This is a genomic window from Gordonia metallireducens, from assembly GCF_021245825.1.
Lineage (GTDB): Bacteria > Actinomycetota > Actinomycetes > Mycobacteriales > Mycobacteriaceae > Gordonia > Gordonia namibiensis.
Genome location: NZ_JAJQJP010000057.1, coordinates 46,078 through 69,432, shown reverse-complemented (window position 1 = coordinate 69,432; position 23,355 = coordinate 46,078). Strand labels below are relative to the sequence as shown.

Genomic DNA, 23,355 nt, shown 5'->3' with positions numbered 1-23,355 from the left:
TACGCCCACCGTCAGCACGTCAGGAGTTCGCAAGTGACCGCCCCGGCAACCGGAACCGTCCTGCTCGCCGATGTTCGCCCCTACGGCGAAGGCGAGCCGGTCGACGTTCTCGTCGTCGACGGTGTGATCACCGAGATCGGCGCGGGACTGTCCGCACCCGAGGACGCCGAGCGCATCGAGGGCAGGGGCGGGGTCCTGCTGCCCGGTTTCGTCGACCTCCACACACATCTGCGCGAACCCGGCCGCGAGGACACCGAGACCATCCGGTCCGGCTCCGAGGCGGCCGCCCTGGGCGGGTACACCGCGGTCTTCGCGATGGCCAACACCAGCCCGGTCGCCGACAACTCGACCGTCACCGACAACGTCTGGCGCTCCGGCCGCGAGGTGGGCCTCGTCGACGTGTACCCCGTGGGTGCGGTCACGGTCGGACTCGAGGGCAAGCAGCTCGCCGAGATGGGCATGATGAACGCCGGTGCCGCGGGCGTGCGGATGTTCAGCGACGACGGCAAGTGCGTCTACGACCCGCTGCTCATGCGCCGCGCCCTCGAGTACGCGACCGGCCTGGGCGTACTCATCGCCCAGCATGCCGAGGAGCCGCGCCTGACCGTCGGAGCCGTCGCCAACGAGGGCCCGACCGCATCCCGGCTGGGTCTCGCCGGCTGGCCGCGTGCCGCCGAGGAGTCGATCGTCATCCGTGACGCCCTGCTCGCCCGCGATGCCGGCGCGCGCATCCACATCTGCCACGCCTCGACCGAGGGCACCGTCGAACTGTTGCGCTGGGCCAAGGACCAGGGGATCGCGATCACCGCAGAGGTGACCCCGCACCACCTGCTCCTCGACGACTCGCGTCTCGAAACATATGACCCGGTCAACAAGGTCAATCCACCGCTGCGCGAGGTCCGTGACAAGGAAGCCCTGCGCCAGGCCTTGGCGGATGGGATCGTCGACTGTGTGGCCACCGACCATGCGCCGCACGCCGCGCAGGAGAAGTGCTGCGAGTTCGCCCAGGCCAAGCCGGGCATGCTCGGGCTGCAGACCGCGCTGCCGATCGTCGTCGAGACGCTGGTGAAGTCGGGACTCCTCGACTGGCGCGGCGTCGCACGGGTGATGAGCGAGCGGCCCGCGCAGATCGTCGAGCTGACCGATCAGGGCCGCCCGATCGAGGTCGGCGAGCCGGCCAACCTCACCGTCGTCGACCCGGACACCTCGTGGGTGGTCCGCGGCGACGAACTGGCCAGCCTGTCGCGCAACACTCCGTTCGAGGAGATGACGATGCCGGCGACCATCACCGCCACCGTCCTGCGCGGCGTGGTCACCACCCGCGAGGGCCGGGTGACCCGATGAGCGAGGAGTCCCGGCGCGGACTGGTCCCGGGCGTCTTCCTCATCCTCGTGGCCGCGTCGCTCTTCACCACCTGGCTCGGCTACGGCAGGTTCGTGTTCAACGCGTGGTTCATCGGCGTGTGCGTGCTGATCGTGATCGGCCTGCTGTCGATGTTCTACCTGCTGATCACCGGCAACAAGAAGAAGCAGGCGGCACAGGCCGAGCTCATCGGCGAACTGCCGCCCACCCCGGCCGATCTCGGGGCGGAGCAACGCGGCCCCGACACCGGCCTCTACCTCGGCAGCACCATGGCGCCGAGTTGGCAGAACCGCGTGGTCGTGGGAGACATCTCCGACCGCGCGTCGGCGACGATCGCCGAGTTCGCGGAGGGAATCCTCATCTCCCGGCAGGGTGCGAGCGACATCTGGATTCCGCGCGCGGCGATCACGGCGGTACGCACCGAACGCGGCATCGCGGGCAAGGTGATGAGCGCCGACGGTGTCCTGGTGATCCGATGGGTCCTGCCCAGCGGCACCGAGATCGACACGGGAATCCGCGCCGACGACAAATCGATTTATCCCGGCTGGGTGAACGCCTTTGCCGGGCAGCATGACAGTGGACAGGGGACACAGGAATGAACACAGCGGTCTTGGTGCTGGAGAACGGCCAGGTGTTCACCGGCCGGAGCTTCGGCGCAGTGGGCGAGACCCTCGGTGAAGCGGTGTTCTGCACCGCGATGACCGGCTACCAGGAGACCCTGACCGACCCGAGTTACCACCGGCAGATCGTCGTGGCCACCGCGCCTCAGATCGGCAACACCGGCTGGAACACCGAGGACGGCGAGAGCACCGGCAGCGCGGGCAGCACCGGGGTCGAGGGCGACTCCGGCAAGATCTGGGTGGCCGGATATGCGGTGCGCAATCCCACGCGTCGCGTCTCCAACTGGCGCGCCACCACCTCGCTCGAGGACGAGCTCGTCAAGCAGGGGATCGTCGGCATCGGCGGGATCGACACCCGCACCGTGGTCCGCATCCTCCGCGACCACGGCTCGATGAAGGCCGGCATCTTCTCGGGGCCGGCCCTGGCCGACACCGACGAACTCGTCGGCCGGGTCCGCAACCAGCCGGACATGAAGGGCGCCAAGCTCGCCGACGAGGTCACCACCTCCGACGGGTACGTCGTGGAGCCGGTCGATCAGCACCGGTTCACCGTCGCGGCCATCGACCTCGGGATCAAGACCAACACCCCGCGCATGTTCGCCGAGCGCGGCGTCCGCACGCATGTGCTGCCGTCGAACATCGCGCTCGACGCGATCGCCGACCTCAAGCCCGACGGCGTGTTCCTGTCGAACGGTCCCGGTGACCCGGCGACCGCCGACGACGTCGTGGAGCTCACCCGCGGTGTCCTCGGCCGCGATCTGCCGCTGTTCGGTATCTGCTTCGGCAACCAGATCCTGGGCCGGGCCCTCGGCCGGTCCACCTACAAGATGAAGTTCGGGCACCGGGGCATCAACATCCCGGTTGTCGACCATGCCACCGGCAAGGTCTCGATCACCTCGCAGAACCACGGCTTCGCACTCGAGGGTGAGGCGGGGGAGGAGTTCGACTCCGACTTCGGCCGCGCACGGGTCAGCCATGTCTGCGCCAACGACGGAACCGTGGAGGGCCTCGAGCTGCTCTCCGGCCGCGCCTTCTCCGTGCAGTACCACCCGGAGGCGGCCGCCGGGCCCCACGACGCCGCGTATCTGTTCGACAAATTCGTCACCCTGCTCGAGGGTGACCGTGCGCAAGGAGCGAGTGCCTGATGCCGCGCCGCGAAGACATCAACCACGTCCTGGTCATCGGCTCCGGCCCGATCGTCATCGGTCAGGCCTGTGAATTCGACTACTCGGGCACCCAGGCCTGCCGCGTGCTCAAGGCCGAGGGCCTGCGCGTCAGCCTGGTGAACTCCAACCCGGCGACGATCATGACCGACCCGGAGTTCGCCGACGCCACCTACATCGAGCCGATCACGGCCGAGTTCGTGGAGAAGGTGATCGAGGCCGAGCGCGACGCCGGCCATCCCATCGACGCCGTGCTCGCCACCCTCGGCGGGCAGACCGCGCTGAACACCGCGGTTGCGCTGCACGATCGCGGCTCGCTGGAGAAGTACGGCATCGAGCTGATCGGCGCCGACTTCGACGCCATCCAGCGCGGCGAGGACCGCCAGATGTTCAAGGACATCGTGGAGAAGGTCGGCGGCGAGAGTGCTCGCTCCCGCGTCTGCCACACCATGGACGAGGTCCGCGACACCGTGGCCGAGCTCGGTTTCCCGGTCGTCGTGCGGCCGTCGTTCACCATGGGTGGTCTCGGTTCGGGCATGGCCTACGACGACGCCGATCTCGAGCGGATCGCCGGCGGCGGTCTCGCCGCGTCGCCGACGGCCAACGTCCTCATCGAGGAGTCGATCCTCGGATGGAAGGAATACGAGCTCGAACTCATGCGTGACAACCGCGACAACGTGGTGGTCGTCTGCTCGATCGAGAACCTCGACCCGGTCGGCGTGCACACCGGCGACTCGGTGACCGTCGCCCCGGCGATGACCCTCACCGACCGCGAATACCAGATCATGCGTGATCTCTCGATCGACATCCTGCGCGAGGTCGGCGTAGACACCGGCGGCTGCAACATCCAGTTCGCCCAGGACCCGCGCGACGGTCGCCTCGTCGTCATCGAGATGAATCCGCGTGTGTCGCGGTCGTCGGCCCTGGCGTCGAAGGCCACCGGCTTCCCGATCGCCAAGATCGCTGCGAAGCTGGCCATCGGCTACAGCCTCGACGAGATCGTCAACGACATCACCAAGGAGACCCCGGCCTGCTTCGAGCCCACGCTCGACTACGTCGTGGTCAAGGCTCCGCGGTTCGCGTTCGAGAAGTTCCCCGGCGCCGACGACACGCTGACCACCACGATGAAGTCGGTGGGCGAGGCCATGAGCCTCGGCCGCAGCTTCGCCGAGGCGCTCGGCAAGGTCATGCGTTCGCTGGAGACCAAGGCCGGCGGGTTCTGGGTGGAGGCCAACCGGCCCGACCCGAAGACCGTCGACCTGCCCGCGCTGCTCGAGGAGATCAAGACGCCCAAGGACGGGCGTCTGTACAAGCTGATGCTGGCGTTCGACGCCGGGGCCACCATCGAGCAGCTCTACGAGGCCACCGCGATCGATCCGTGGTTCCTGGCCGAGATCGGCGGCATCGCCGCACTCGGTGCGGAGATCCGCGACGCCGACACCCTCGACGAGGCGCTGCTGCGCGAGGCGAAGTCGAACGGCTTCTCCGACCGTCAGATCGCCGCTCTCCGTTCGGAATTCGAGGACGAGGCCGCGGTGCGCGCGCACCGTCTGTCGCTCGGTGTGCGCCCGGTCTACAAGACCGTGGACACCTGTGCGGCCGAGTTCGAGGCGAAGACGCCGTACCACTACTCGACCTACGAGCTCGATCCCGCGGCGACCAGCGAGATCGCGCCGCAGCCGGATCGTCCGAAGGTGCTGATCCTCGGTTCGGGCCCCAACCGCATCGGTCAGGGCATCGAGTTCGACTACTCGTGTGTCCACGCCGCGCTCACCCTGAGCGAGGCCGGGTACGAGACCGTGATGGTCAACTGCAACCCGGAGACGGTCTCGACCGACTACGACACCGCCGATCGTCTGTACTTCGAGCCGCTGACCTTCGAGGACGTACTCGAGGTCTACTACGCCGAATCCCAGTCGGGCACCGTCGCCGGTGTCATCGTGCAGCTCGGCGGCCAGACCCCGCTGGGTCTCGCACGCCGCCTCGAGGAGGCGGGCGTCCCGATCGTCGGCACCAGCCCGGCCGCCATCGACCTCGCCGAGGACCGCGGCGAGTTCGGCAAGGTCCTCACCGAGGCCGGCCTCCCGGCCCCGGCCTTCGGCACCGCGACCAGCTTCGCCGAGGCCCGCGACACCGCCGCCCGCATCGGATACCCGGTGCTGGTGCGCCCGTCCTACGTCCTCGGTGGCCGCGGCATGGAGATCGTCTACGACGAGAAGTCCCTGGAGGACTACATCTCTCGTGCCACCGAGCTCACCCCCGACCACCCGGTGCTCGTCGACCGCTTCCTCGAGGACGCGGTGGAGATCGACGTCGACGCCCTGTGCGACGGCGACGAGGTCTTCATCGGCGGCGTGATGGAGCACATCGAGGAGGCCGGTATCCACTCCGGTGACTCCGCGTGTGCGCTGCCGCCGGTCACCCTCGGTCGCGCCGACCTCGAGATGGTCCGCACCTCCACCGAGGCGCTCGCCAAGGGCATCGGGGTGAAGGGGCTGCTCAACGTCCAGTACGCACTCAAGGACGACGTGCTCTACGTGCTCGAGGCGAATCCGCGCGCGAGCCGCACGGTTCCGTTCGTCTCCAAGGCGACCGCGGTTCCGCTGGCCAAGGCCTGTGCCCGCGTGATGCTCGGCTCGTCGATCGCGGACCTGCGGGAGCAGGGCATCCTGCCGAAGACCGGCGACGGCGGCGAGGCCCCCTCGACCGCGCCGATCTCGGTGAAGGAAGCGGTCCTGCCGTTCAACCGGTTCCGTCGCCACGACGGAAGCGGGGTCGACAACCTGCTCAGCCCGGAGATGAAGTCCACCGGCGAGGTCATGGGCATCGACGCCGACTTCGGTCGCGCGTTCGCCAAGTCGCAGACCGCCGCCTACGGATCGCTGCCCACCAGCGGCAAGATCTTCGTCTCGGTCGCCAACAAGGACAAGCGGGCGCTGATCTTCCCGGTCAAGCACCTCGCCGACCTCGGCTTCGAGATCCTGGCCACCGAGGGTACTGCGGACGTGTTACGCCGCAACGGGATCAAGTGCGAGACCGTGCTCAAGCACTTCGAGGCCGCCGAGGGGCAGCGCACGGTCGTGGACATCATCCGCGCCGGTGAGGTCACGATGGTGATCAACACCCCGTACGGCAACTCGGGCCCGCGTGTCGACGGCTACGAGATCCGCAGTGCAGCCGTCTCGGTCAACATCCCGTGCATCACCACGGTGCAGGGTGCCAGTGCCGCGGTGCAGGGCATCGAGGCCGCGATCAACGGTGACGTCGCGGTCCGCTCGATCCAGCGACGCCACGCGGACATGGCCGGCCGGTCATGACGGAGGCGTCCGGTTTCGGCGCCCGCTACCGGCGGGTGACGGCCGAACGCGGACGCCTGTGCGCGGGCATCGACCCGCATGCGGCGCTGCTGACCGACTGGGGCCTGGACGTGTCCGTCGACGGGTTGTCCCGTTTCGCCGACATCTGCGTCGAGGCGCTGGCCCCGTCGGCGGCGGTCGTCAAGCCGCAGGTGGCCTTCTTCGAGCCGTTCGGTGCCGCGGGTTTCGCGGTGCTCGAACGGGTCATCGCGGATTGCCGCGAGGCCGGTGCCCTGGTGATCGCCGACGCCAAACGCGGTGACATCGGCTCGACCATGTCTGCCTACGCGCAGGCCTGGTTGGCCGATGCCTCACCGTTGTGCGCCGACTCGGTGACCGCCTCGCCCTACCTCGGATACGAATCGCTGCGTCCCGCGCTGGATCTGGCCCGTGAGGGCCGGCGTGGCGTGTTCGTGCTGGCCCGAACGTCGAACCCGGAGGGTGGCGACGTGCAGAAGGCCCTGACAGAGAAGACCCCGGCGGGGGAGCGGACGGTCGCCCAGTCCATCGTCGACGCCGCGGCGGCCGAGAATGCCGACGGCACGGCCACGGTCGGTCTCGTCGTGGGCGCCACTCGCGAGCACGGACTCGACCTCACCCACCTGAACGGCCCGATCCTGGCGCCGGGTCTGGGCGCTCAGGGAGCCACCGCCGAGGACCTGAAGGTCGTCTTCGACGGTGCCGACCCGGCCTGGGTGCTCCCGGCGAGTTCGCGTGGCGTGCTCCGTGCAGGTCCCTACGTCGCCGCGCTGCGGAACGCGTTCGTACAGGCGCGGGACGAGGTCGAGGCCGCGCTCGGCTGACGCCGAGGTGGCCGGGGGAGCACGCGACACGCTCGAACCGCGATCGAATTCCGCGCGGATCTGGTCACATCACTCCAGTCACATCTGTCTCAGGGTGTGAATCGCGCGATCGCATGTATTTCGCATGGCTACCGACCTCCGTCGCCAGTGTCGCTGCTGTGACCTGCAGGTTCGGCGCAAAAGCCGTAGTCAGAGCGTTGCAACGATGAGTGAAGCGTCGATGTGGCGGAGCGAACCACCGCGGTGCACTACAACATGAGAAAACACCGCGAAAACGGGGGGTCGCGCTCGCAAATGCCTGATCACGTGGGTACGGTCGCATTCGCCGCCAACAATCGGTGATGCCGGACGGGTCCCCACCCGACCGCATCGTTGCGAATACGACGCAGCGTCACCAGTGTGGCAACAGCCGTCGGACGCCCCCGGGCGGACGATGACAGTCCCAATCAAGAACGAAAGACGGAGGAACCCGTGGCCCTTCCCCAGTTGACTGACGAGCAGCGCGCCGCTGCGTTGGAGAAGGCAGCTGCCGCTCGTCGCGTCCGCGCGGAGCTCAAGGAGCGCCTGAAGCGCGGTGGCACCGATCTCCAGCAGGTGCTCAAGGATGCCGAGAACGACGAGATCCTGGGCAAGATGAAGGTCTCGGCACTGCTCGAGGCCCTGCCCAAGGTCGGCAAGGTCAAGGCTCAGGAGATCATGACCGAGCTGGAGATCGCTCCGACCCGCCGCCTGCGCGGTCTCGGCGACCGTCAGCGCAAGGCTCTGCTCGAGAAGTTCAGCTCCTGAGCGTGAGCATTGCAACCGAACACGGCAGCGTGACGAGCTCGTGGGACCGGCGGTGACCAACCGGCCGGATACCGCGGGAGCCGCACGCACGAGGGGTCGACTGATCGTCTTGGTCGGCCCCTCGGCCGTCGGCAAGTCCACCGTGGTCGCCAAGGTGCGCGCCGCGTTGCCCGACCTGTACTTCAGCGTCTCGGCGACCACCCGCGCACCGCGCCCCGGTGAGGTCGACGGCCGCGACTACTACTTCGTCTCCGCTGCGGAGTTCGACAAGATGATCGCCGGTGACGAGCTCCTGGAGTGGGCGGAAATCCACGGTGGCCTGCAGCGATCGGGTACCCCGCTCGCGCCCGTCCTCGCGGCTCTGGAGGCCGGCAAGCCCGTGCTGGTGGAGGTCGACCTCGTCGGTGCGCGCAATGTCGTCGCCCGATTGCCCGAGGCGACTACCGTCTTCCTCGCACCGCCGAGCTGGGACGAACTGGTGGCCCGGCTGACCGGTCGCGGCACCGAGAGCCCCGAGGCGATCGAGCGCCGGCTGGCCACCGCGAAGGTCGAGATGGCCGCCCGTGACGAGTTCGACCACGTCATTGTGAACAGCGAAGTCGACCGAGCGGCCTCCGACTTGGTATCCTTGCTGGTCGGACCTGAGCAGCCCACCGCGCCCGCGACCTGACCAGCCTCTCTGACATCCCAGACCTCGACGCAGGAGTTTGTGTGACCACCCCGACCAATTTCGACATCACCGAGATCGCCGACGCACCGGCATACGACACGCCGCTGGGTATCACCAATCCGCCGATCGACGATCTCCTCGAGCGCGCCTCGTCGAAGTACGCTCTCGTCATCTACGCGGCCAAGCGTGCCCGCCAGATCAACGACTACTACAACCAGCTCGGCGACGGCATCCTCGAGTACGTCGGCCCGCTGGTCGAGCCGGGCCTGCAGGAGAAGCCGCTGTCGATCGCGATGCGCGAGATCCACTCCGACCTGCTCGAGCACACCGAGGGCGAATAGTCTCGGCGTCGGGATGACCAAACCGACCAAGACACGACGCCGAATTCTCATCGGCGTCGGTGGAGGTATCGCCGCATACAAGGTGTGCTCGGTGATCCGCCACTTCACCGAGTCCGGGCACGAGGTCCGCGTGGTGCCAACCCCCGCCGCACTCAAGTTCGTCGGCAAGGCGACCTTCGAGGCACTCAGCGGCAATCCGGTCAGCACCACCGTCTTCGACGACGTCGACGAGGTCGCGCATGTGCGTCTGGGCCAGGGCGCCGACCTCGTCATCATCGCGCCGGCGACCGCGGACCTCATGGCCCGCGCCGCTCAGGGACGCGCCGACGACCTGCTCACCGCTTCGCTGCTCACCGTGCGGTGCCCGGTGCTCTTCGTGCCGGCCATGCACACCGAGATGTGGGAGCACCCGGCCACCCAGGCCAACATCGCGACGCTGCGCGAACAGGGCTCGACGGTCATGACCCCCGCCTCCGGCCGTCTCACCGGCACGGATTCCGGCCGCGGCCGCCTCCCGGACCCGCAGGAGATCGCGCTCATCGGCGAGCTGCTCCTCGACCGCGCCGACGCCCTGCCCTACGACCTCGCCGGTGTCCGCGTACTGATCAGCGCCGGCGGCACCCGTGAACCCCTCGATCCCGTGCGCTACCTGGGCAATCACAGCTCGGGCAAGCAGGGATTCGCGCTGGCCCGCGCGGCCGCACAGCGCGGCGCGAGCGTCACCGTCGTCGCCGGTTCGACCGCCGACCCCGGCGATCCCGCCGGGGTGCACATCGTGCGGATCTCCAACGCCCAGGAACTCGCCGAGGAGATGACCAAGCGCGCGGCCGACGCCGACGTCGTCATCATGGCCGCCGCCGTCGCCGACTTCCGGCCCATCGCGGTGGCCGACGCCAAGATCAAGAAGGGCGATCAGGGTCCGGCCCCGATCGAACTCACCACCAACCCCGACATCCTCCGCGGGCTGGTCGAGGCGCGGGACGACGGTCGGATTCCGTCCGAGACCGTCATCGTCGGCTTCGCGGCCGAGACCGGCGACGAGACCGGCGGGGTCCTCGACCATGGCCGGGCCAAACTCGCCCGCAAGGGATGCGACCTGCTCGTGGTGAACGCGGTCGGCGACGGCAAGGCGTTCGGCACCGAGGACAACACCGGTTGGCTGCTGTCCGCCAAGGGTGACGAGACCGCTCTGCCCTTCGGATCGAAAACACTCATGTCGAGTCGGATACTTGACGAAGTGCGTCAACTGGTGCCTGATGGTCGGGGGGCCTGAGCGGCACCGCGACAGCAACTGCCTGCTGTGTAGTTTTGAAAGTGACTCCACCGGCCACAACGACGGCCGATACCTGCCAAACGGCGCCGGAACCATCCGCGCGCGAGATCTCGAGAGGATCTGATGACCACCTCGTCACGCCTGTTCACGAGCGAATCCGTCACCGAGGGACATCCCGACAAGATCTGTGACGCGATCAGCGACTCGATCCTCGACGCCATCCTCACCGACGACCCGAAGGCCCGGGTCGCGGTCGAGACGCTGGTGACCACCGGCCAGGTCCACGTCGCGGGCGAGGTGACCACCACCGCCTACGCCGACATCCCCGGCATCGTCCGCGCCAAGATCCTCGAGATCGGCTACGACTCCTCCACCAAGGGCTTCGACGGCGCGTCGTGCGGCGTCAACGTCGCCATCGGCGCGCAGTCCCCGGACATCGCGGGCGGCGTCTTCAACTCCCACGAGAGCCGCAGCGGTATCTCCGAGGACGAGATCGACAGCCAGGGCGCCGGCGACCAGGGCCTGATGTTCGGTTACGCCACCAACGAGACCCCCGAGCTGATGCCGGTGCCGATCGCACTCGCGCACCGTCTCTCGCGCCGTCTCACCGAGGTCCGCAAGGACGGCACGCTGCCGTACCTGCGTCCCGACGGCAAGACCCAGGTCACCATCGAATACGACGGTGACATCCCGGTCCGCCTCGACACCGTCGTCCTGTCGACCCAGCACGCCGCCGACATCGACCTCGACAACCTGCTGGCTCCCGACATCAAGAAGCAGGTCGTCGACGCCGTCCTCGCCGACATCGACCTGCCGAACCTCGACACCTCCGACTACCGCCTGCTGGTCAACCCGACCGGCAAGTTCGTCCTCGGCGGTCCGATGGGCGACGCCGGCCTGACCGGCCGCAAGATCATCGTCGACACCTACGGCGGCATGGCCCGCCACGGCGGCGGCGCCTTCTCCGGCAAGGACCCGTCGAAGGTCGACCGCAGCGCCGCCTACGCGATGCGCTGGGTCGCCAAGAACGCGGTCGCCGCGGGCCTGGCGAACCGCATCGAGGTCCAGGTCGCCTACGCAATCGGCAAGGCCGCTCCGGTCGGCCTGTTCGTCGAGACCTTCGGCACCGAGCACGTCGACCCGGCGGTCATCGAGCGCGTCATCAAGGAGAACTTCGACCTGCGTCCGCTCGCGATCATCCGCGACCTGGACCTGCTGCGTCCGATCTACGGTCCGACCGCCGCGTACGGCCACTTCGGCCGCACCGACGTCGATCTGCCGTGGGAGCGGACCGACCGCGCGGACAAGCTGCGCGCGGCCGCCGGACTCTGACCCCGAAGGGCGCAGTCCCTGCCCCCGAAAGGCGCACGGGTCCCGGCTGATTCGCTGCCGGTGGCCCGTGTGCTGCCCATACTCGGACTCGCACACCTCGACCGACCGTTCGACTACCTGGTCGATTCCGATCAGGATGCGACGGCGGTTCCGGGGGTGCGGGTCCGCGTTCGGTTCGCCGGTCGTCTGATCGACGGATTCCTCCTCGACCGGATCGAGAAGAGCGACCACCCCGGCAAGCTGGGCTGGCTCGACCGTGTCGTCTCCGCCGAACCTGTCCTGTCACCGGAACTGGCCTCGCTGTGCCGCGCCGTCGCCGACCGCTATGCAGGCACCATGGGAGGCGTTGTCCGGCTGGCGATTCCGCCACGGCACGCACGCACCGAGAAGGAGACGACGCCGGAACCGACGACCGTCGTCGAGGCGCCCGACCTGGATGCGTGGCGACGCTACCCGCTCGCCGAGTCGTTCTTCGAGGCGATCTCCGACGGTGGGCACCCGCGTGCTGCGTGGCAGGCGCTGCCGGGGGAGGCCTGGCCCCGCAGGCTCGCCGAACTCGCCGCGACGACCCTGGCGGCCGGGCGCGGCTGCATCATCATCGTGCCCGACCAGCGGGACCTCGACCGGGTCTGGGCGGAATGCGAACCGCTCATCGGCGACCGGGGAGTCGCGCTGGCCGCCGGTCTCGGTCCCACCGCGCGGTACCGTCGCTGGCTCGCCGCACGACGCGGCGCGGCGAAACTCGTGATCGGTACGCGCAGTGCGGTGTTCGCACCCGTCACCGACCTCGGTCTGGTCGTCGTCTGGGACGACGGCGACGACAGCATGGCCGATCCACGCGCGCCGTATCCGCACCCGCGTGAAGTCGCGGTCCTGCGCTCGCATCAGGAACGCTGCGGACTGGTGCTCGGCGGCTTCGCCCGGACCGCAGAAGCTCAGGCGCTCGTCGCATCGGGGTGGGCACACGACCTCGTCGCCGACCGGCCGCTCGTCCGCCATCGCAGTCCGCGTGTGCAGGCCATCTCCGACGACGACCGTCAGATCGCCCGCGATCCGATGGCGAGGTCAGCGCGGATCCCCGAGGTCGCCTTCGACGCGGCCCGTTCGGCGTTCGCCGCCGATCAGCCTGTGGTGTTCAGCGTCCCGCGCCGCGGCTACGTGCCATCGTTGGCGTGTACGCGGTGTCGCGAGCACGCTCGTTGCCGCGCGTGCAACGGGCCCCTGCAGATGGACGGCAACCAGCGTCTGAGTTGCCGCTGGTGCGGTCGCCCGGAGCCGGTCTTCCGCTGTCCCGAGTGCGGCAACACCAAAGTGCGTGCGACGGTCACCGGAGCCCGACGCACCGCCGAGGAACTCGGACGTGCCTTCGCCGGCGTGCCGGTCCACACCAGCGGCGGCGACACCATCCTCGACGAGATCGAGGCGGGCGCACGCCTCGTCGTCGCGACGCCGGGCGCCGAACCGGTTGCACCAGACGGTTACGGCGCGGCTGTCGTCGTCGACACCTGGGCGCAACTCGACCGAGCCGATCTGCGCGCGGAGGAACACGCCGTCCGACGCTGGATGGCGTTGGCCGGCATGGTCCGGCCGCATGGCGAGGGCGGACGCGTGGTCATCGTCGCCGACTCGACCCTGGCCCCTGTCCAGGCGCTGATCCGTTGGGACCCCGTCGGATTCGCGTCGCTTCAGCTGAACGAGCGCGTCGAACTGGGTTTTCCGCCTGCGGTGACGATGGCCTCGGTCGACGGTCCGACGCAGGTCATCACCGACTTCGTCGAACACCTCGAATTGCCCGAGGGTGCGGACGTTCTCGGGCCGGTACCGCTCCCGCCCGGGGTGCGACCGCCGGCCGGGAGTGCCGAGTGGGAGGCCGCCGCCGACGACGAGATGGACCGCATCCTGGTGCGGTTGCCGCGCAAGCACGGCCGGCTCCTCGCGCAGGCTCTCGCCGCCGGGCAGGCGCGGCGCAACACGCACCGGCAGACCGGGCCGATCCGGGTCCAGGTGGACCCGCCTACGATCGGATGAATGCGCATCGTTTTCGCCGGCACCCCCGAGGTGGCCGTGCCGTCGTTGCAGGCCCTGCTCGACTCGCCGTCGCATGAGGTCGTCGGCGTCATCACCCGGCCCGACGCGGTGTCGGGTCGTGGTCGCAAGGTCGTGCGGTCACCGATCGGCGTGCTCGCCGACGAGCACGGCCTCGAGGTGATCACCCCGCGACGCATGTCCGAACCCGACGTCGCCGAGACGTTGCGTCGCTGGGCGCCGGACTGTGCGGCAGTGGTCGCCTACGGCGGCCTGGTGCCTGAGGATCTGCTGGCGCTCCCGACCCATGGCTGGATCAACCTGCACTTCTCGGTGTTGCCCGCGTGGCGTGGCGCGGCACCGGTGCAGGCCGCGATCGCCGCGGGTGACGAGGTGACCGGTGCCAGCACCTTCCGGCTGGAGAAGGGGCTCGACACCGGGCCGGTGTACGGCATCGTGACCGAGACCATCCGGCCCACCGACACCAGCGGCGACCTGCTCGCCCGTCTCGCCGATGCCGGGTCCGGCCTGCTCGTCAACACGCTCGACGGCATCGAGGCCGGGGAACTCATCCCCGAACCGCAGCCCTCGGTCGGAGTCAGTCATGCGCCGAAGGTCGAGGTCGAGGATGCGCGTATCCGCTGGGATCTGCCCGCGCACATCATCGATCGGCTCATCCGCGCCTACACGCCGGCCCCGGGTTCGTGGACGAGTCTCGACGACGCCCGGATCAAGGTGGGCCCGGTGCGCCCCGTCGCCGAGGACGATGCGTCGCTCCCGGAATCGGTTCGTGCCGAGCCGTTGCCGGCGGGTGCGGTCGCGGTGACGAAGAAGGCGGTGTTCGTCGGGACCGGTTCGACGCCGGTGAAACTGGGCACGGTGCAACCGCCCGGGAAGAAGCCGATGCCGGCCGCCGACTGGGCGCGCGGCGCCCGACTGACCGATGGGACGGTATTGGGATGAGTGCAGATCGCCGACCGAGCCAGGGCAAGCGGGACAACAACTCCGCGAAGTTCCGGCAGAAGGACCTCGACCCGGCCCGCGTCGCGGCCCGGGACACGCTGCGCGCGGTTCGTGAGCGCGACGCCTACGCGAACCTGGTCCTCCCGAAGATGCTGCGGGATCGCAAGATCGAAGGCCGCGACGCGGCGTTCGCAACCGAACTCGCCTACGGCACGTCGCGTGCCCAAGGGCTCCTGGATGCCGTGATCGCCGCGGCGGCCAAGCGACCCGTCGAGGAGATCGACGGCCCCGTCCTCGACGTGCTGCGACTCGGCACCTACCAGTTGCTACGGACGCGCGTGGGTTCCCATGCGGCGGTGTCGACGTCGGTGGATCTCGTACGTTCTGAGAACGGCATGGGCCCTTCGGGTTTCGCCAACGCCGTGCTGCGCAAGGTGTCGCAGAAGGACGAGGACATGTGGGTCGAGGAGCTCGCGCCGTCGCCCGCCGAGGACCTCGTCGGCTACCTGGCCTTCCAGTACGCGCATCCGCGCTGGATCGCGGAGGTGTTCCGCGACGCACTCGGCGGTTCGGCCGGTCAGCTGCAGGCGGCGCTCGCTGCCGACGACGAACGGCCGCCTGTGCACCTGGTCGCCCGGCCGGGCTACATCACCGCCGAGGAACTGGCGCTGACCAGCGGGGGAGAGGAAGGCAACTTCTCGCCCTACTGCGTGTACCTGCCCGGCGGTGATCCCGGTGATGTCGACGCGATCCGCGAGGGTTACGCCGGTGTGCAGGACGAGGGGAGCCAGTTGATCGCGCGTGCGGTCACCGTCGCCGAGGTCGCCGACGACTCCGGCCGTTGGCTCGACATGTGCGCCGGACCCGGCGGTAAGGCCGCGCTGATCGGTGCGCTCGCCGAGATCGACGCCGCCCGACTCGACGCGATCGAGGTGTCGAAGCACCGCGCCGACCTGATTCGCAAGGTGGTCAGCGACCTGCCGGTGACCATCCACGTTGCCGACGCCCGGTCCAGCGGCCTCGAACCCGGATACGACCGCATCCTGCTCGACGCCCCCTGCTCGGGTCTCGGATCGCTGCGCCGGCGCCCCGAATCCCGTTGGCGCCGAACCGCCGCCGACGTCGAAGAGCTCGTCGTCCTGCAGAAGGAGTTGCTGACCGAAGCGCTGCGGTTGGTCAAACCCGGTGGCGTGGTCGTCTATTCGACGTGCTCGCCGCACCCGGCCGAGACCACGTCGGTCGTCGCTGATGTTCTGTCATCGGTGCAAGGTGCGCGTCAACTCGACGCCCGTCCGCTGGTGACCGTCGGCAAGCTCGGGCCGGAGCTTCTCGGCGACGGCCCGCACGTTCAGCTGTGGCCGCACATCCACGGCACGGATGCGATGTTCCTGGCGGCACTGACCCGGGACTGACCGTTCAGTTGCCGTGCGAGGCAGTGACCGCGCGGACGCCCTCGTAGTCTGCTACCGCCGCCTGGCCGGTCGGTTCGTATTCGAGGATCAAGAGTCCTCCGGGAGTCGCGGTGTGTTGCGTCATCCGGAATCCCAGGCTGATTGCGTTGCGTCCGAACAGCTGTCTCCCGGTGCCGAGTGCGGTCGGGGCGACGACCAGCCGCAATGCGTCGACGAGCCCGGCTTCGAGGAGCGACGTGGCGAGGGTATTGCTTCCGTGGACCTGCAGTTCACCGCCCGGTCTCGAGCGCAGGGAAGACACCGCCTCGATCGCGGCGCCACCGAGGAGTGTCGCAGGCTGCCAGCGGGGTTCGGTGAGCGTGCTGCTCACCACGTACTTGGGGAGGGTGTTCATCCGCTCGGTGAACGGGTCGCCGGGGTCGGTGATCTGCGGCCAGTCGCGGGCGAAGGCCTCGTAGGTTCGACGCCCCAGGAGCAGTCCGTCGGCCAGATCGAGCCACTGTGACGCCTGCTGAATGAAGGTCTCGTCCATGTGTGGGACCAACCATCCGCCGGCAGTGAAGCCGTCGGAGGTGTCCTCGTCGGCCGAACCTGGTCCCTGGGTGACGCCGTCGAGGGTCATGAATTCGGTGACGGTGACTCTCATCGCGACCCCTCGTTTTCGACGAGTGCGGCGAGCGCTGCGGTGACCGAGCCCCAGCCGTCGTAGAAGCCGAGATCGTGATGCTGCTCGCGATCGGATGGATTGCCGTGTCGTACGACGACGCTGTACTCGGTCCCGTCGGGATGTTGGCCGAGGGTGATCTCGGCGGTCATGGGGACGGGTGCGGGTTCCGCAGGTCGCCACGAACTGTCGATGGCGTTGGTGAACACCAGGCGTTCGTGGTCGTCGACGACCAGGAACACGGCGTCCATGTGCGGCACGAAGGTCTCGCCGTCGTCGCTCATCTGCGTGACCAGTGCACCACCGGGACGCGGTTCGAGACGCTCGACCCGGGTGACGGTCGGGGAGGGCGTCCACCATTTCGCGAGCTGCTCGGGCTTGGTCCACGCGTCCCAGATCCGTTGCCGCGGTGCGCGGATGATGCGTTGCAGGGTCAGGTCGAGTTCGGGGTCGATCATGTGGTCTCCTCGGTTTCGGTGACGAAGGCTTCGAGTCGGTCGGTGCGTTCGGTCCAGACGATGCGCTGGTGTTCGAGCCAGGTCTGTAGGCGTCGCAGGCGTCGACGGTCGAGCGTGCACATTCGGGTGCGCCCGGTCTTCTTGGTCATGACCAGGCCGCTCTCCTCGAGAACCCTCAGGTGCTTCATGAAGGACGGGAGGGACATGGGGAAGGGGCCGGCGAGTTCGCCGACGCTCGCAGACCCGCGCCCGAGACGTTCGACGACGGCGCGGCGCGTCGGGTCCGACAGCGCACCGAATATCTCATCGAGGGCGACTGAACTGTTTGCCATGTGGCTAAGTGTTGCACGGTCGGATGATTAACTCAACGGTTAAGTGATGGAAGTTTCGTCTGGTTGTGGAAAACCTCGTCGGATCTGTGCGGAAGCGCGTATCATCGAACGTATGTACGAAACGTGTGCGAGCGGAATGTCGATCCTTTCGACGGATGATCTTCAAGCTTTTCAGCGCCTCCTCGCGGGAATGACTGCGGGCGTCGACGAGGCCGAGTCGGTGCAGCGGTTGACGCTGCTCGAGGAGGTGAAGTCCGCCTGTTCCGCGGCGCAGGTGCGTGAGACCGCGAACCTCGATCAGCTTCGTGCAGCCGATGAGGCTGCGAGGAATGTCCCGCCGCAGCGGCGGGGGCGGGGGCTTGCCGCCGAAATAGGATTGGCGCGTAAGGCCTCACCGCAGAAGGGGAGCCAGTACCTCGGGTTCGCTCGTGCCCTGGCGCATGAGATGCCGCATACGATGGCGGCTCTCGCGGACGGAGTCCTCACCGAGTGGCGTGCCACGATCCTCGCCCGCGAAACCGCTTACCTGACTCGCGAATCGCGGGAGGAGATCGACCGCCGGGTGTGCGGCGACCGTCAGGCGCTGGTGGGTGCTTCCGATCGAGAGGTCGAAGGCCGGGCAAAGCGTCACGCCTACGAACTCGAGCCGGCCGCGGTGGTCGCGCGAAAGGCCAAGGCCGAGAAGGACCGGCGGGTCAGCGTGCGGCCGGCGCCGGATCTGATGACCCAGCTTTCGGCGTTGTTGCCGATGACGCAGGGGATCTCCGTATATGCCTCGCTCAAGAAACATGCCGACTCGGTCCTCGGCGCCGACGATCGCACGCACGCGCAGATCATGGCCGACACGCTGGTCGAACGTGTCACCGGTCGATCCGCAGCGGAGCCGGTGCCGGTGGCAGTGAACATGATCATGTCCGACGAGTGTCTGCTCGGGCTGAACGATTCGGCGGCTGAAGTGCAGGGGTACGGACCGATCCCGGCGGCAGTGGCACGGGAACTCGTCGCCGCATCGGTGTCGCCCGATGGCGAGACCGCCTCGACGCTGCGTCGAATCTATGCACGTCCGTCGGATGGCGCACTGGTGTCGATGGAGTCGAGATCGCGAACCTTCCCGGCCGCACTCGCGCACTTCGTTCGACTCCGAGACCAGCGCTGTCGAACTCCGTACTGCGGCGCTCCGATCGCAGAGGTCGACCACGCGAAACCGCATCGACACGACGGCCCGACCAGCGAAGCCAACGCCGACGGCATCTGTGTCACCCACAATCGGGCGAAAGAGGCTGACGGCTGGGCATATTCGGTTCGCATGGCCGGACACATACGGGTCATCGACGTCATCACCCCGACCGGCGCCCGCCATCGAAGTGCCGCGCCACCGGCGATCGGGCACCAAAGTCCTGACCGCAGCATGATCGAGACGAAGCTGCTGCAGCTGCTCGCGGTCGCTTGAGCGCTGCGGGGCGCCGGGTAACCTCGCTTCGCGTGACGATCAGCCCTTCCATTCGACCGGCGACTCCGGAAGACATCGACGCTGCCGCAGAAACGCTCGGCCAGGCCTTCGCCGACTATCCCTTCACCAGGCACACGGTGGATGCGCGTGACCATGGCGCTCGCGTCGAATACCTGCAGCGGTTGTATCTCGCCGAGATCGGCATGCGGTGCGGCCGCGTCTGGGTCTCGGACGACCTTGCCGCCGTGGCGGTGTGGATCACTCCGTCCTCGTCGGGTCTCGACGAGGCGTTCGGCGACATCGCCGCCCGAGTCGTCGACCTGTACGGGGACCGAGCAACCGTCGCCGCGCGGGCCGACGAGGCAACCGCCGGTCTCCGGCCGGCCGAACCCGTCTGGCATCTGGCCACGGTCGGGGTCGCGCCACATTCGCAGGGACGAGGGCTCGGCAGAGCTGTGCTCGAGCCAGGGCTCGAGGCGGCCCGGACAGAGGGGTATGCCGCATACCTCGAGACCTCATCCCCGGAGAACGTCACGTTCTACGGACGGCTCGGGTTCGAGGTGACCGGCAAGGTGTCTCTGCCCGATGACGGCCCGGACGTGGGGGCGATGGTGAGGGTTCCGTGATTGTGGATGTCGAATCCCCACTTCGTGCTGTTTCGTACTAGGTTGTCTGAGCGGAGGGGTGTCAAGAAGTGTTGATGCCGGGGACGGGGGACTCACAGTGACTTATCGCCTGGAAGCCGAGAAGGGTGTAATCGAGGGCGTCGGCAAGACGTTGGCCGAGTGCTCGAATGCCACCCGGGCGCTCTGGTCGGGCAGTACCGGATTCGCTGACGCAGCTGCGGCGATGCCGGGTTCGGCTTTCGGTGGCGCCTGCGCCGGCAAAGACGACCTCGTTCGAACTCTCCTCGGTCGCGCAGCTGCTCGCATGGACGCGGTTTCGCAGACCTGCTACCAGGTTGCGACCGAGTTCGCAGACACCGATGAAGAGTTGGCGAGCGGTTTCCGAGCCATTTCCGTGTTCTGATGAACCGTCCGACACGGTCGACCGTCAACAGCTGGGACGTGATGGTCCTGCTCCAGTCTGCGGAATCGCTGGAGACGACAGCCGAGAACCTGCGAACCCAAACCAAGGCGATGGCCGATGCTCCCATGAACGTGGAGGGCTGGTCGGGCGAATCCAAGCGTGCGTGCGAAGACCGTACGACGTCCGACCGAGACGAGATCAACAGGCTCGGCACCGAACTCAGCGCGGCCGCGAGGGTGCTGCACGACACCGCCGCCGCGATCAGCCCAAACCGAAGCACTGCTCTGACGAAGGCACTCGGCCTCGAACTCGACAAGTTCAGCGTCTCGGATGACTGGACCGTGCGCGACGCTCGTGACTACGCCTCGGAGTTGAACGGTGTGGAGGCCGGAAGCGCGGCCGAACAGTCGATTCGGAACGACCAGGCCAAGCGCGCCGAGGAGGCGAAGACAGCGACGCTGTCGCTGCAGTCGCTGGCGGACCAGATCGGGGAGGACGACCGTAACGGTGCCCGCGCACTGAACGTGGTCTTCGGCAACGCCGAGATCAACGCTCCGCTCAGCTCGAGCTTCTCCGCCGGACAAGCAAGTCGCGACGTCCAGGCGATCATGAGCGGGACTGCGACACCGGAGCAGAAGGAACGCTTCTACCGTGCGACCAGTCTGACGCCCGAACAGCGCGCGGCGCTGGCACGCGGCGAAGAAGCGGTCATCTCGAAAGAACAGTTCGATTATCTGAAGGCCATCTACACGCCCAATTGGGGTCAGAGTTCTGAAGGCTCGGCGCCCTACTCGCTCGACGCTTTGAAGCGTTTCGGTGACGAATATTTTGGCGCGGAACGTCTTCAGTTGAAGAACGCGCTCGGTGACGGTATCTACCTGCTCGGTAACCCAAGCGTGCGGACAGACCAGCAGGTCGAGCAGACGTTCCTTGCCGGACCGCTACAGCAGATGGGACTGCACCCGGGGCCGCGGTTTGTGACGGGCGGACTGAACGAACTGTCTGCCCCGGTTCGCGAGGTGCTGACAAGCCCTGCAGCTAGCAAGGGGCAGTTGAGCGCCACCGACTCAGGTGCGCATTCCGGTAGTAGCAAGTCGGTCAACAATCTCAATACGTTCAATGATCTCAAGTCGTTGATGGACATCCTGGAGCATCGGTCGGTGGATACAGGTGAGATGTACGGGTCCAGATCCCTTCAGCTTGGCAGCGATGTAGACCGCGCCCTCATAGCAAGGGCGGGCGAGGTAGCGGCCGGTAGAGAGGAGTCATACGTCACCGACCTCCGAACCTTCGGCCACAGCAATATCGAAAAGTCCGAAGTTGAAGGTCTACTAGTTCGAATGCTCGATGTCGCCGGCGCGGATCACATCGCGGTTCATGACGCTGTTATGTCCGGGACGGGGCGGGACGTTGATGGCGGCGGGATCGCCGCCTACGACCTTGATGGGAACAAAACGACTCTCCATGATGCGGGAACTCTGAAGAACCTTCTTTCGTTCGATTGGACAGACGATGACGGAAAAGAAACTTCTGGCGTCAATAAGCTTTTCAATTGGATGCCGGACGTAGCGAGCACCCCCGACGGAACGCCCGATGTGAGAATGGCTGACAGCGTCCGGTCCGGCCAAATCGCAACCGCACTAGGTGAATACGTTGGCGACAACAAGGATTATTTCGCTGATATGCACGGCGACCAAGCTCTCGGCGAGCTAAACCCGGAGCTGACGAGGACGTTGGCGAAATCGATAGCGCCATACCTTGCTGAGATGGCCGGCGCTGACCAGGACATCTTCCAGACCCGTGGCGCTTCACAACTAAGTGATGCCCACGATTTGAAGGGACTCTTCCAGGTCTTGGACACGGACCCTGAAGCTGGTCGAATCGTGAACACCAATGCCATGATGCAAGCGGGTGTCTTGGAGCAAGTATTCGGTGCCGACGACAGTCGCTCTGGCCTAGGCAAAATTGCAGGCAGACTCCACGGCGCGATGACTGCAGGTCTAAACGACATGTTGGATGAGGATGTAGAGGACGAACGCTACAAGGCGGCCAGAGATTACGCGCGCTATGGTGCGGCGTTTGACTCGGTTGCAGCTCTGGGAACTGCGATACCGGGCCTCCATCCAGGCCTGAGTTCTCTTGTCGATCTCTCGTCCTCGGCGCTCAAGTTGAGTATTATCGGCGATCCTCCCAACGCGTCTGACATCTCTCCTGACGTCAAGTTCAACGAGGTGCGAGCCAGTGTTTTCAGAAGCACGAATATGGATTTCGTATACGAAGGAATGATGGAAGGCTATCTCAAGAACAATCCGGATTTCGTAGACAGCCCTGAGATGAGGGAAATCTACGGCGACAGGATGGACGATCCTGCTTTCGTCGAATCGTTGCGACGCGACGGGCTGAGTCCGGATGGAATGGATAGGACGGTGTTGAGCGAGGTGGCGGGGAGGCTCTTTGGGGCTCGCGACAACGATTTCTTGAATCAGTACCAAGGTGAGATGGAGAGGCATAATCGTCCAACCCCCAACGGGGGTGGATGGTGAGGACGCTTCTTCTTCGGGTTGTGGCGGTAGTAGTTTCTGCGTTCGTACTGGGCTCGTGCACCCAAGATGCCGACTCAAGGGGAGTCGAGGAATCTGGCTCTGGCGTTGACGAAGGCCTACCGCCAGGTTTCGACGTCACTTTCAGATGGGTTGCCGGCGAGAAGTTCGATCCTCTGGCAGCCGAAGGTACGTTCGTTCGCGGGTTTGTCGAGTCGTTCTATGTGGCCCGCGAGGGAAATTCGACGTCTTGGGCTTATCCCGGATTTCTGGAGGCTGCGCCAGACGGATTCGCTTCCTCGGTGCTACGGCCGAACTCGGCCAGCGCTGGAAGAGAGTTGGTTGGCACGTCGACGTTCAGCGTTTTGCGTCGTGATGATCGCGGTTCCATGACCAGACTCGTTCTGTGCGAATTTGGATACGCGTCAAGTCCGACAGGGGCAAACAGCACAGGATTGTGGGAGACCTATGCGAAGAGCAGCCTGGTTTCGATAATCGAATTTGACAGGATTGGTCAGTCGCCGCCCCCGCGACAGCGTGGAAGTGCGCGGCGGCCCCAGAACGACGTCTTCGGTGGCTGGCGAGTGCTCGATTTCGAGTTCGTTGCGAACGGTCCTGAATTCCATCGAGAAATGGCGGGATGTGATTCGCTACCCCGCCCCGAAGGCGTGCCCCCAGAGTCCGAGGTGCGCGGAAGCAGCGCCGTCCCGCGCGCACCGGAGCAACAGAACCCTGGCTGGCCGATGTCCGGCGTCGAGTAGAAGAAATCGGCATAT

Annotated in this window: 20 protein-coding genes; 17 read left to right on the top strand and 3 right to left on the bottom strand. The window is 67.0% G+C overall.

Annotation, left to right across the window (positions count from 1 at the left end):
• Positions 1-33: 33 nt before the first annotated feature.
• From LQD00_RS21675 to LQD00_RS21615, 13 genes are all read left to right on the top strand, one after another.
• Positions 34-1,344 carry a dihydroorotase gene (locus tag LQD00_RS21675; protein WP_232719357.1) on the top strand — a complete coding sequence of 437 codons (1,311 nt, stop codon included), beginning with the start codon at positions 34-36 and terminating at the stop codon, positions 1,342-1,344.
• Positions 1,341-1,961, top strand: a complete 621-nt coding sequence (locus LQD00_RS21670; protein ID WP_232719356.1) for a PH-like domain-containing protein — start codon at positions 1,341-1,343, stop codon at positions 1,959-1,961. Before LQD00_RS21675 ends, LQD00_RS21670 begins: the two co-directional genes overlap by 4 nt.
• Positions 1,958-3,127 carry a glutamine-hydrolyzing carbamoyl-phosphate synthase small subunit gene (carA, locus tag LQD00_RS21665; RefSeq protein WP_232719355.1) on the top strand — a complete coding sequence of 390 codons (1,170 nt, stop codon included), beginning with the start codon at positions 1,958-1,960 and terminating at the stop codon, positions 3,125-3,127. Before LQD00_RS21670 ends, carA begins: the two co-directional genes overlap by 4 nt.
• Positions 3,127-6,462 carry a carbamoyl-phosphate synthase large subunit gene (gene carB / locus LQD00_RS21660; protein ID WP_232719354.1) on the top strand — a complete coding sequence of 1,112 codons (3,336 nt, stop codon included), beginning with the start codon at positions 3,127-3,129 and terminating at the stop codon, positions 6,460-6,462. The genes carA and carB overlap by 1 nt, the downstream gene beginning before the upstream one ends.
• Positions 6,459-7,304: an orotidine-5'-phosphate decarboxylase gene (gene pyrF, locus LQD00_RS21655; RefSeq protein WP_232719353.1), complete on the top strand. Its 846-nt coding sequence runs from the start codon at positions 6,459-6,461 to the stop codon at positions 7,302-7,304. Before carB ends, pyrF begins: the two co-directional genes overlap by 4 nt.
• Positions 7,305-7,775: 471 nt before the next feature.
• On the top strand, positions 7,776-8,090 hold the full coding sequence (gene mihF / locus LQD00_RS21650) for an integration host factor, actinobacterial type (protein ID WP_004021989.1): 315 nt from the start codon (positions 7,776-7,778) through the stop codon (positions 8,088-8,090).
• A gap of 40 nt (positions 8,091-8,130) precedes the next feature.
• On the top strand, positions 8,131-8,760 hold the full coding sequence (gmk, locus tag LQD00_RS21645) for a guanylate kinase (RefSeq protein ID WP_232719352.1): 630 nt from the start codon (positions 8,131-8,133) through the stop codon (positions 8,758-8,760).
• Positions 8,761-8,801: 41 nt separating this feature from the next.
• Positions 8,802-9,101 carry a DNA-directed RNA polymerase subunit omega gene (gene rpoZ, locus LQD00_RS21640; protein ID WP_006357204.1) on the top strand — a complete coding sequence of 100 codons (300 nt, stop codon included), beginning with the start codon at positions 8,802-8,804 and terminating at the stop codon, positions 9,099-9,101.
• Between the two features lie 13 nt (positions 9,102-9,114).
• Positions 9,115-10,374 (top strand): bifunctional phosphopantothenoylcysteine decarboxylase/phosphopantothenate--cysteine ligase CoaBC, encoded by a 1,260-nt coding sequence (coaBC, locus tag LQD00_RS21635; protein WP_232719351.1) that lies wholly within the window; start codon positions 9,115-9,117, stop codon positions 10,372-10,374.
• A gap of 123 nt (positions 10,375-10,497) precedes the next feature.
• Positions 10,498-11,706: a methionine adenosyltransferase gene (gene metK / locus LQD00_RS21630; protein ID WP_006866328.1), complete on the top strand. Its 1,209-nt coding sequence runs from the start codon at positions 10,498-10,500 to the stop codon at positions 11,704-11,706.
• A 60-nt stretch (positions 11,707-11,766) separates the two neighbouring features.
• Positions 11,767-13,734 (top strand): primosomal protein N', encoded by a 1,968-nt coding sequence (locus LQD00_RS21625; protein WP_232719350.1) that lies wholly within the window; start codon positions 11,767-11,769, stop codon positions 13,732-13,734.
• On the top strand, positions 13,735-14,694 hold the full coding sequence (gene fmt, locus LQD00_RS21620) for a methionyl-tRNA formyltransferase (protein ID WP_232719349.1): 960 nt from the start codon (positions 13,735-13,737) through the stop codon (positions 14,692-14,694).
• The gene (locus LQD00_RS21615) at positions 14,691-16,106 is read left to right on the top strand and encodes an RsmB/NOP family class I SAM-dependent RNA methyltransferase (protein WP_232719348.1); all 1,416 of its coding nucleotides are present in this window, start codon (positions 14,691-14,693) and stop codon (positions 16,104-16,106) included. The genes fmt and LQD00_RS21615 overlap by 4 nt, the downstream gene beginning before the upstream one ends.
• Positions 16,107-16,110: 4 nt before the next feature.
• On the opposite strand, the gene LQD00_RS21610 is transcribed toward LQD00_RS21615, so the two are convergent.
• Genes LQD00_RS21610 through LQD00_RS21600 form a run of 3 tightly spaced genes read right to left on the bottom strand, consistent with a single transcriptional unit; the run spans position 16,111 to position 17,560 of the window.
• Positions 16,111-16,752, bottom strand: coding sequence for a dihydrofolate reductase family protein (locus LQD00_RS21610; protein WP_232719347.1), 642 nt, complete (start codon positions 16,750-16,752; stop codon positions 16,111-16,113).
• Positions 16,749-17,228 carry an SRPBCC domain-containing protein gene (locus LQD00_RS21605; RefSeq protein WP_232719346.1) on the bottom strand — a complete coding sequence of 160 codons (480 nt, stop codon included), beginning with the start codon at positions 17,226-17,228 and terminating at the stop codon, positions 16,749-16,751. Before LQD00_RS21605 ends, LQD00_RS21610 begins: the two co-directional genes overlap by 4 nt.
• Positions 17,225-17,560, bottom strand: a complete 336-nt coding sequence (locus LQD00_RS21600; RefSeq protein ID WP_232719345.1) for an ArsR/SmtB family transcription factor — start codon at positions 17,558-17,560, stop codon at positions 17,225-17,227. Before LQD00_RS21600 ends, LQD00_RS21605 begins: the two co-directional genes overlap by 4 nt.
• 190 nt (positions 17,561-17,750) lie before the next feature.
• Here LQD00_RS21600 and LQD00_RS21595 point away from each other — a divergent pair, with 190 nt between their 5' ends.
• From LQD00_RS21595 to LQD00_RS21580, 4 genes are all read left to right on the top strand, one after another.
• Complete coding sequence (locus LQD00_RS21595; RefSeq protein WP_232719344.1) at positions 17,751-19,010, top strand: 13E12 repeat family protein; 1,260 nt, start codon at positions 17,751-17,753, stop codon at positions 19,008-19,010.
• Positions 19,011-19,042: 32 nt separating this feature from the next.
• Entirely contained in the window at positions 19,043-19,636 is a 594-nt protein-coding gene (locus LQD00_RS21590) for a GNAT family N-acetyltransferase (RefSeq protein ID WP_232719343.1), read from the top strand.
• Positions 19,637-19,733: 97 nt separating this feature from the next.
• Entirely contained in the window at positions 19,734-20,039 is a 306-nt protein-coding gene (locus tag LQD00_RS21585; RefSeq protein WP_232719342.1) for a hypothetical protein, read from the top strand.
• Complete coding sequence (locus tag LQD00_RS21580; RefSeq protein WP_232719341.1) at positions 20,039-22,582, top strand: TPR repeat region-containing protein; 2,544 nt, start codon at positions 20,039-20,041, stop codon at positions 22,580-22,582. Before LQD00_RS21585 ends, LQD00_RS21580 begins: the two co-directional genes overlap by 1 nt.
• The last annotated feature ends 773 nt before the right edge of the window (positions 22,583-23,355 follow it).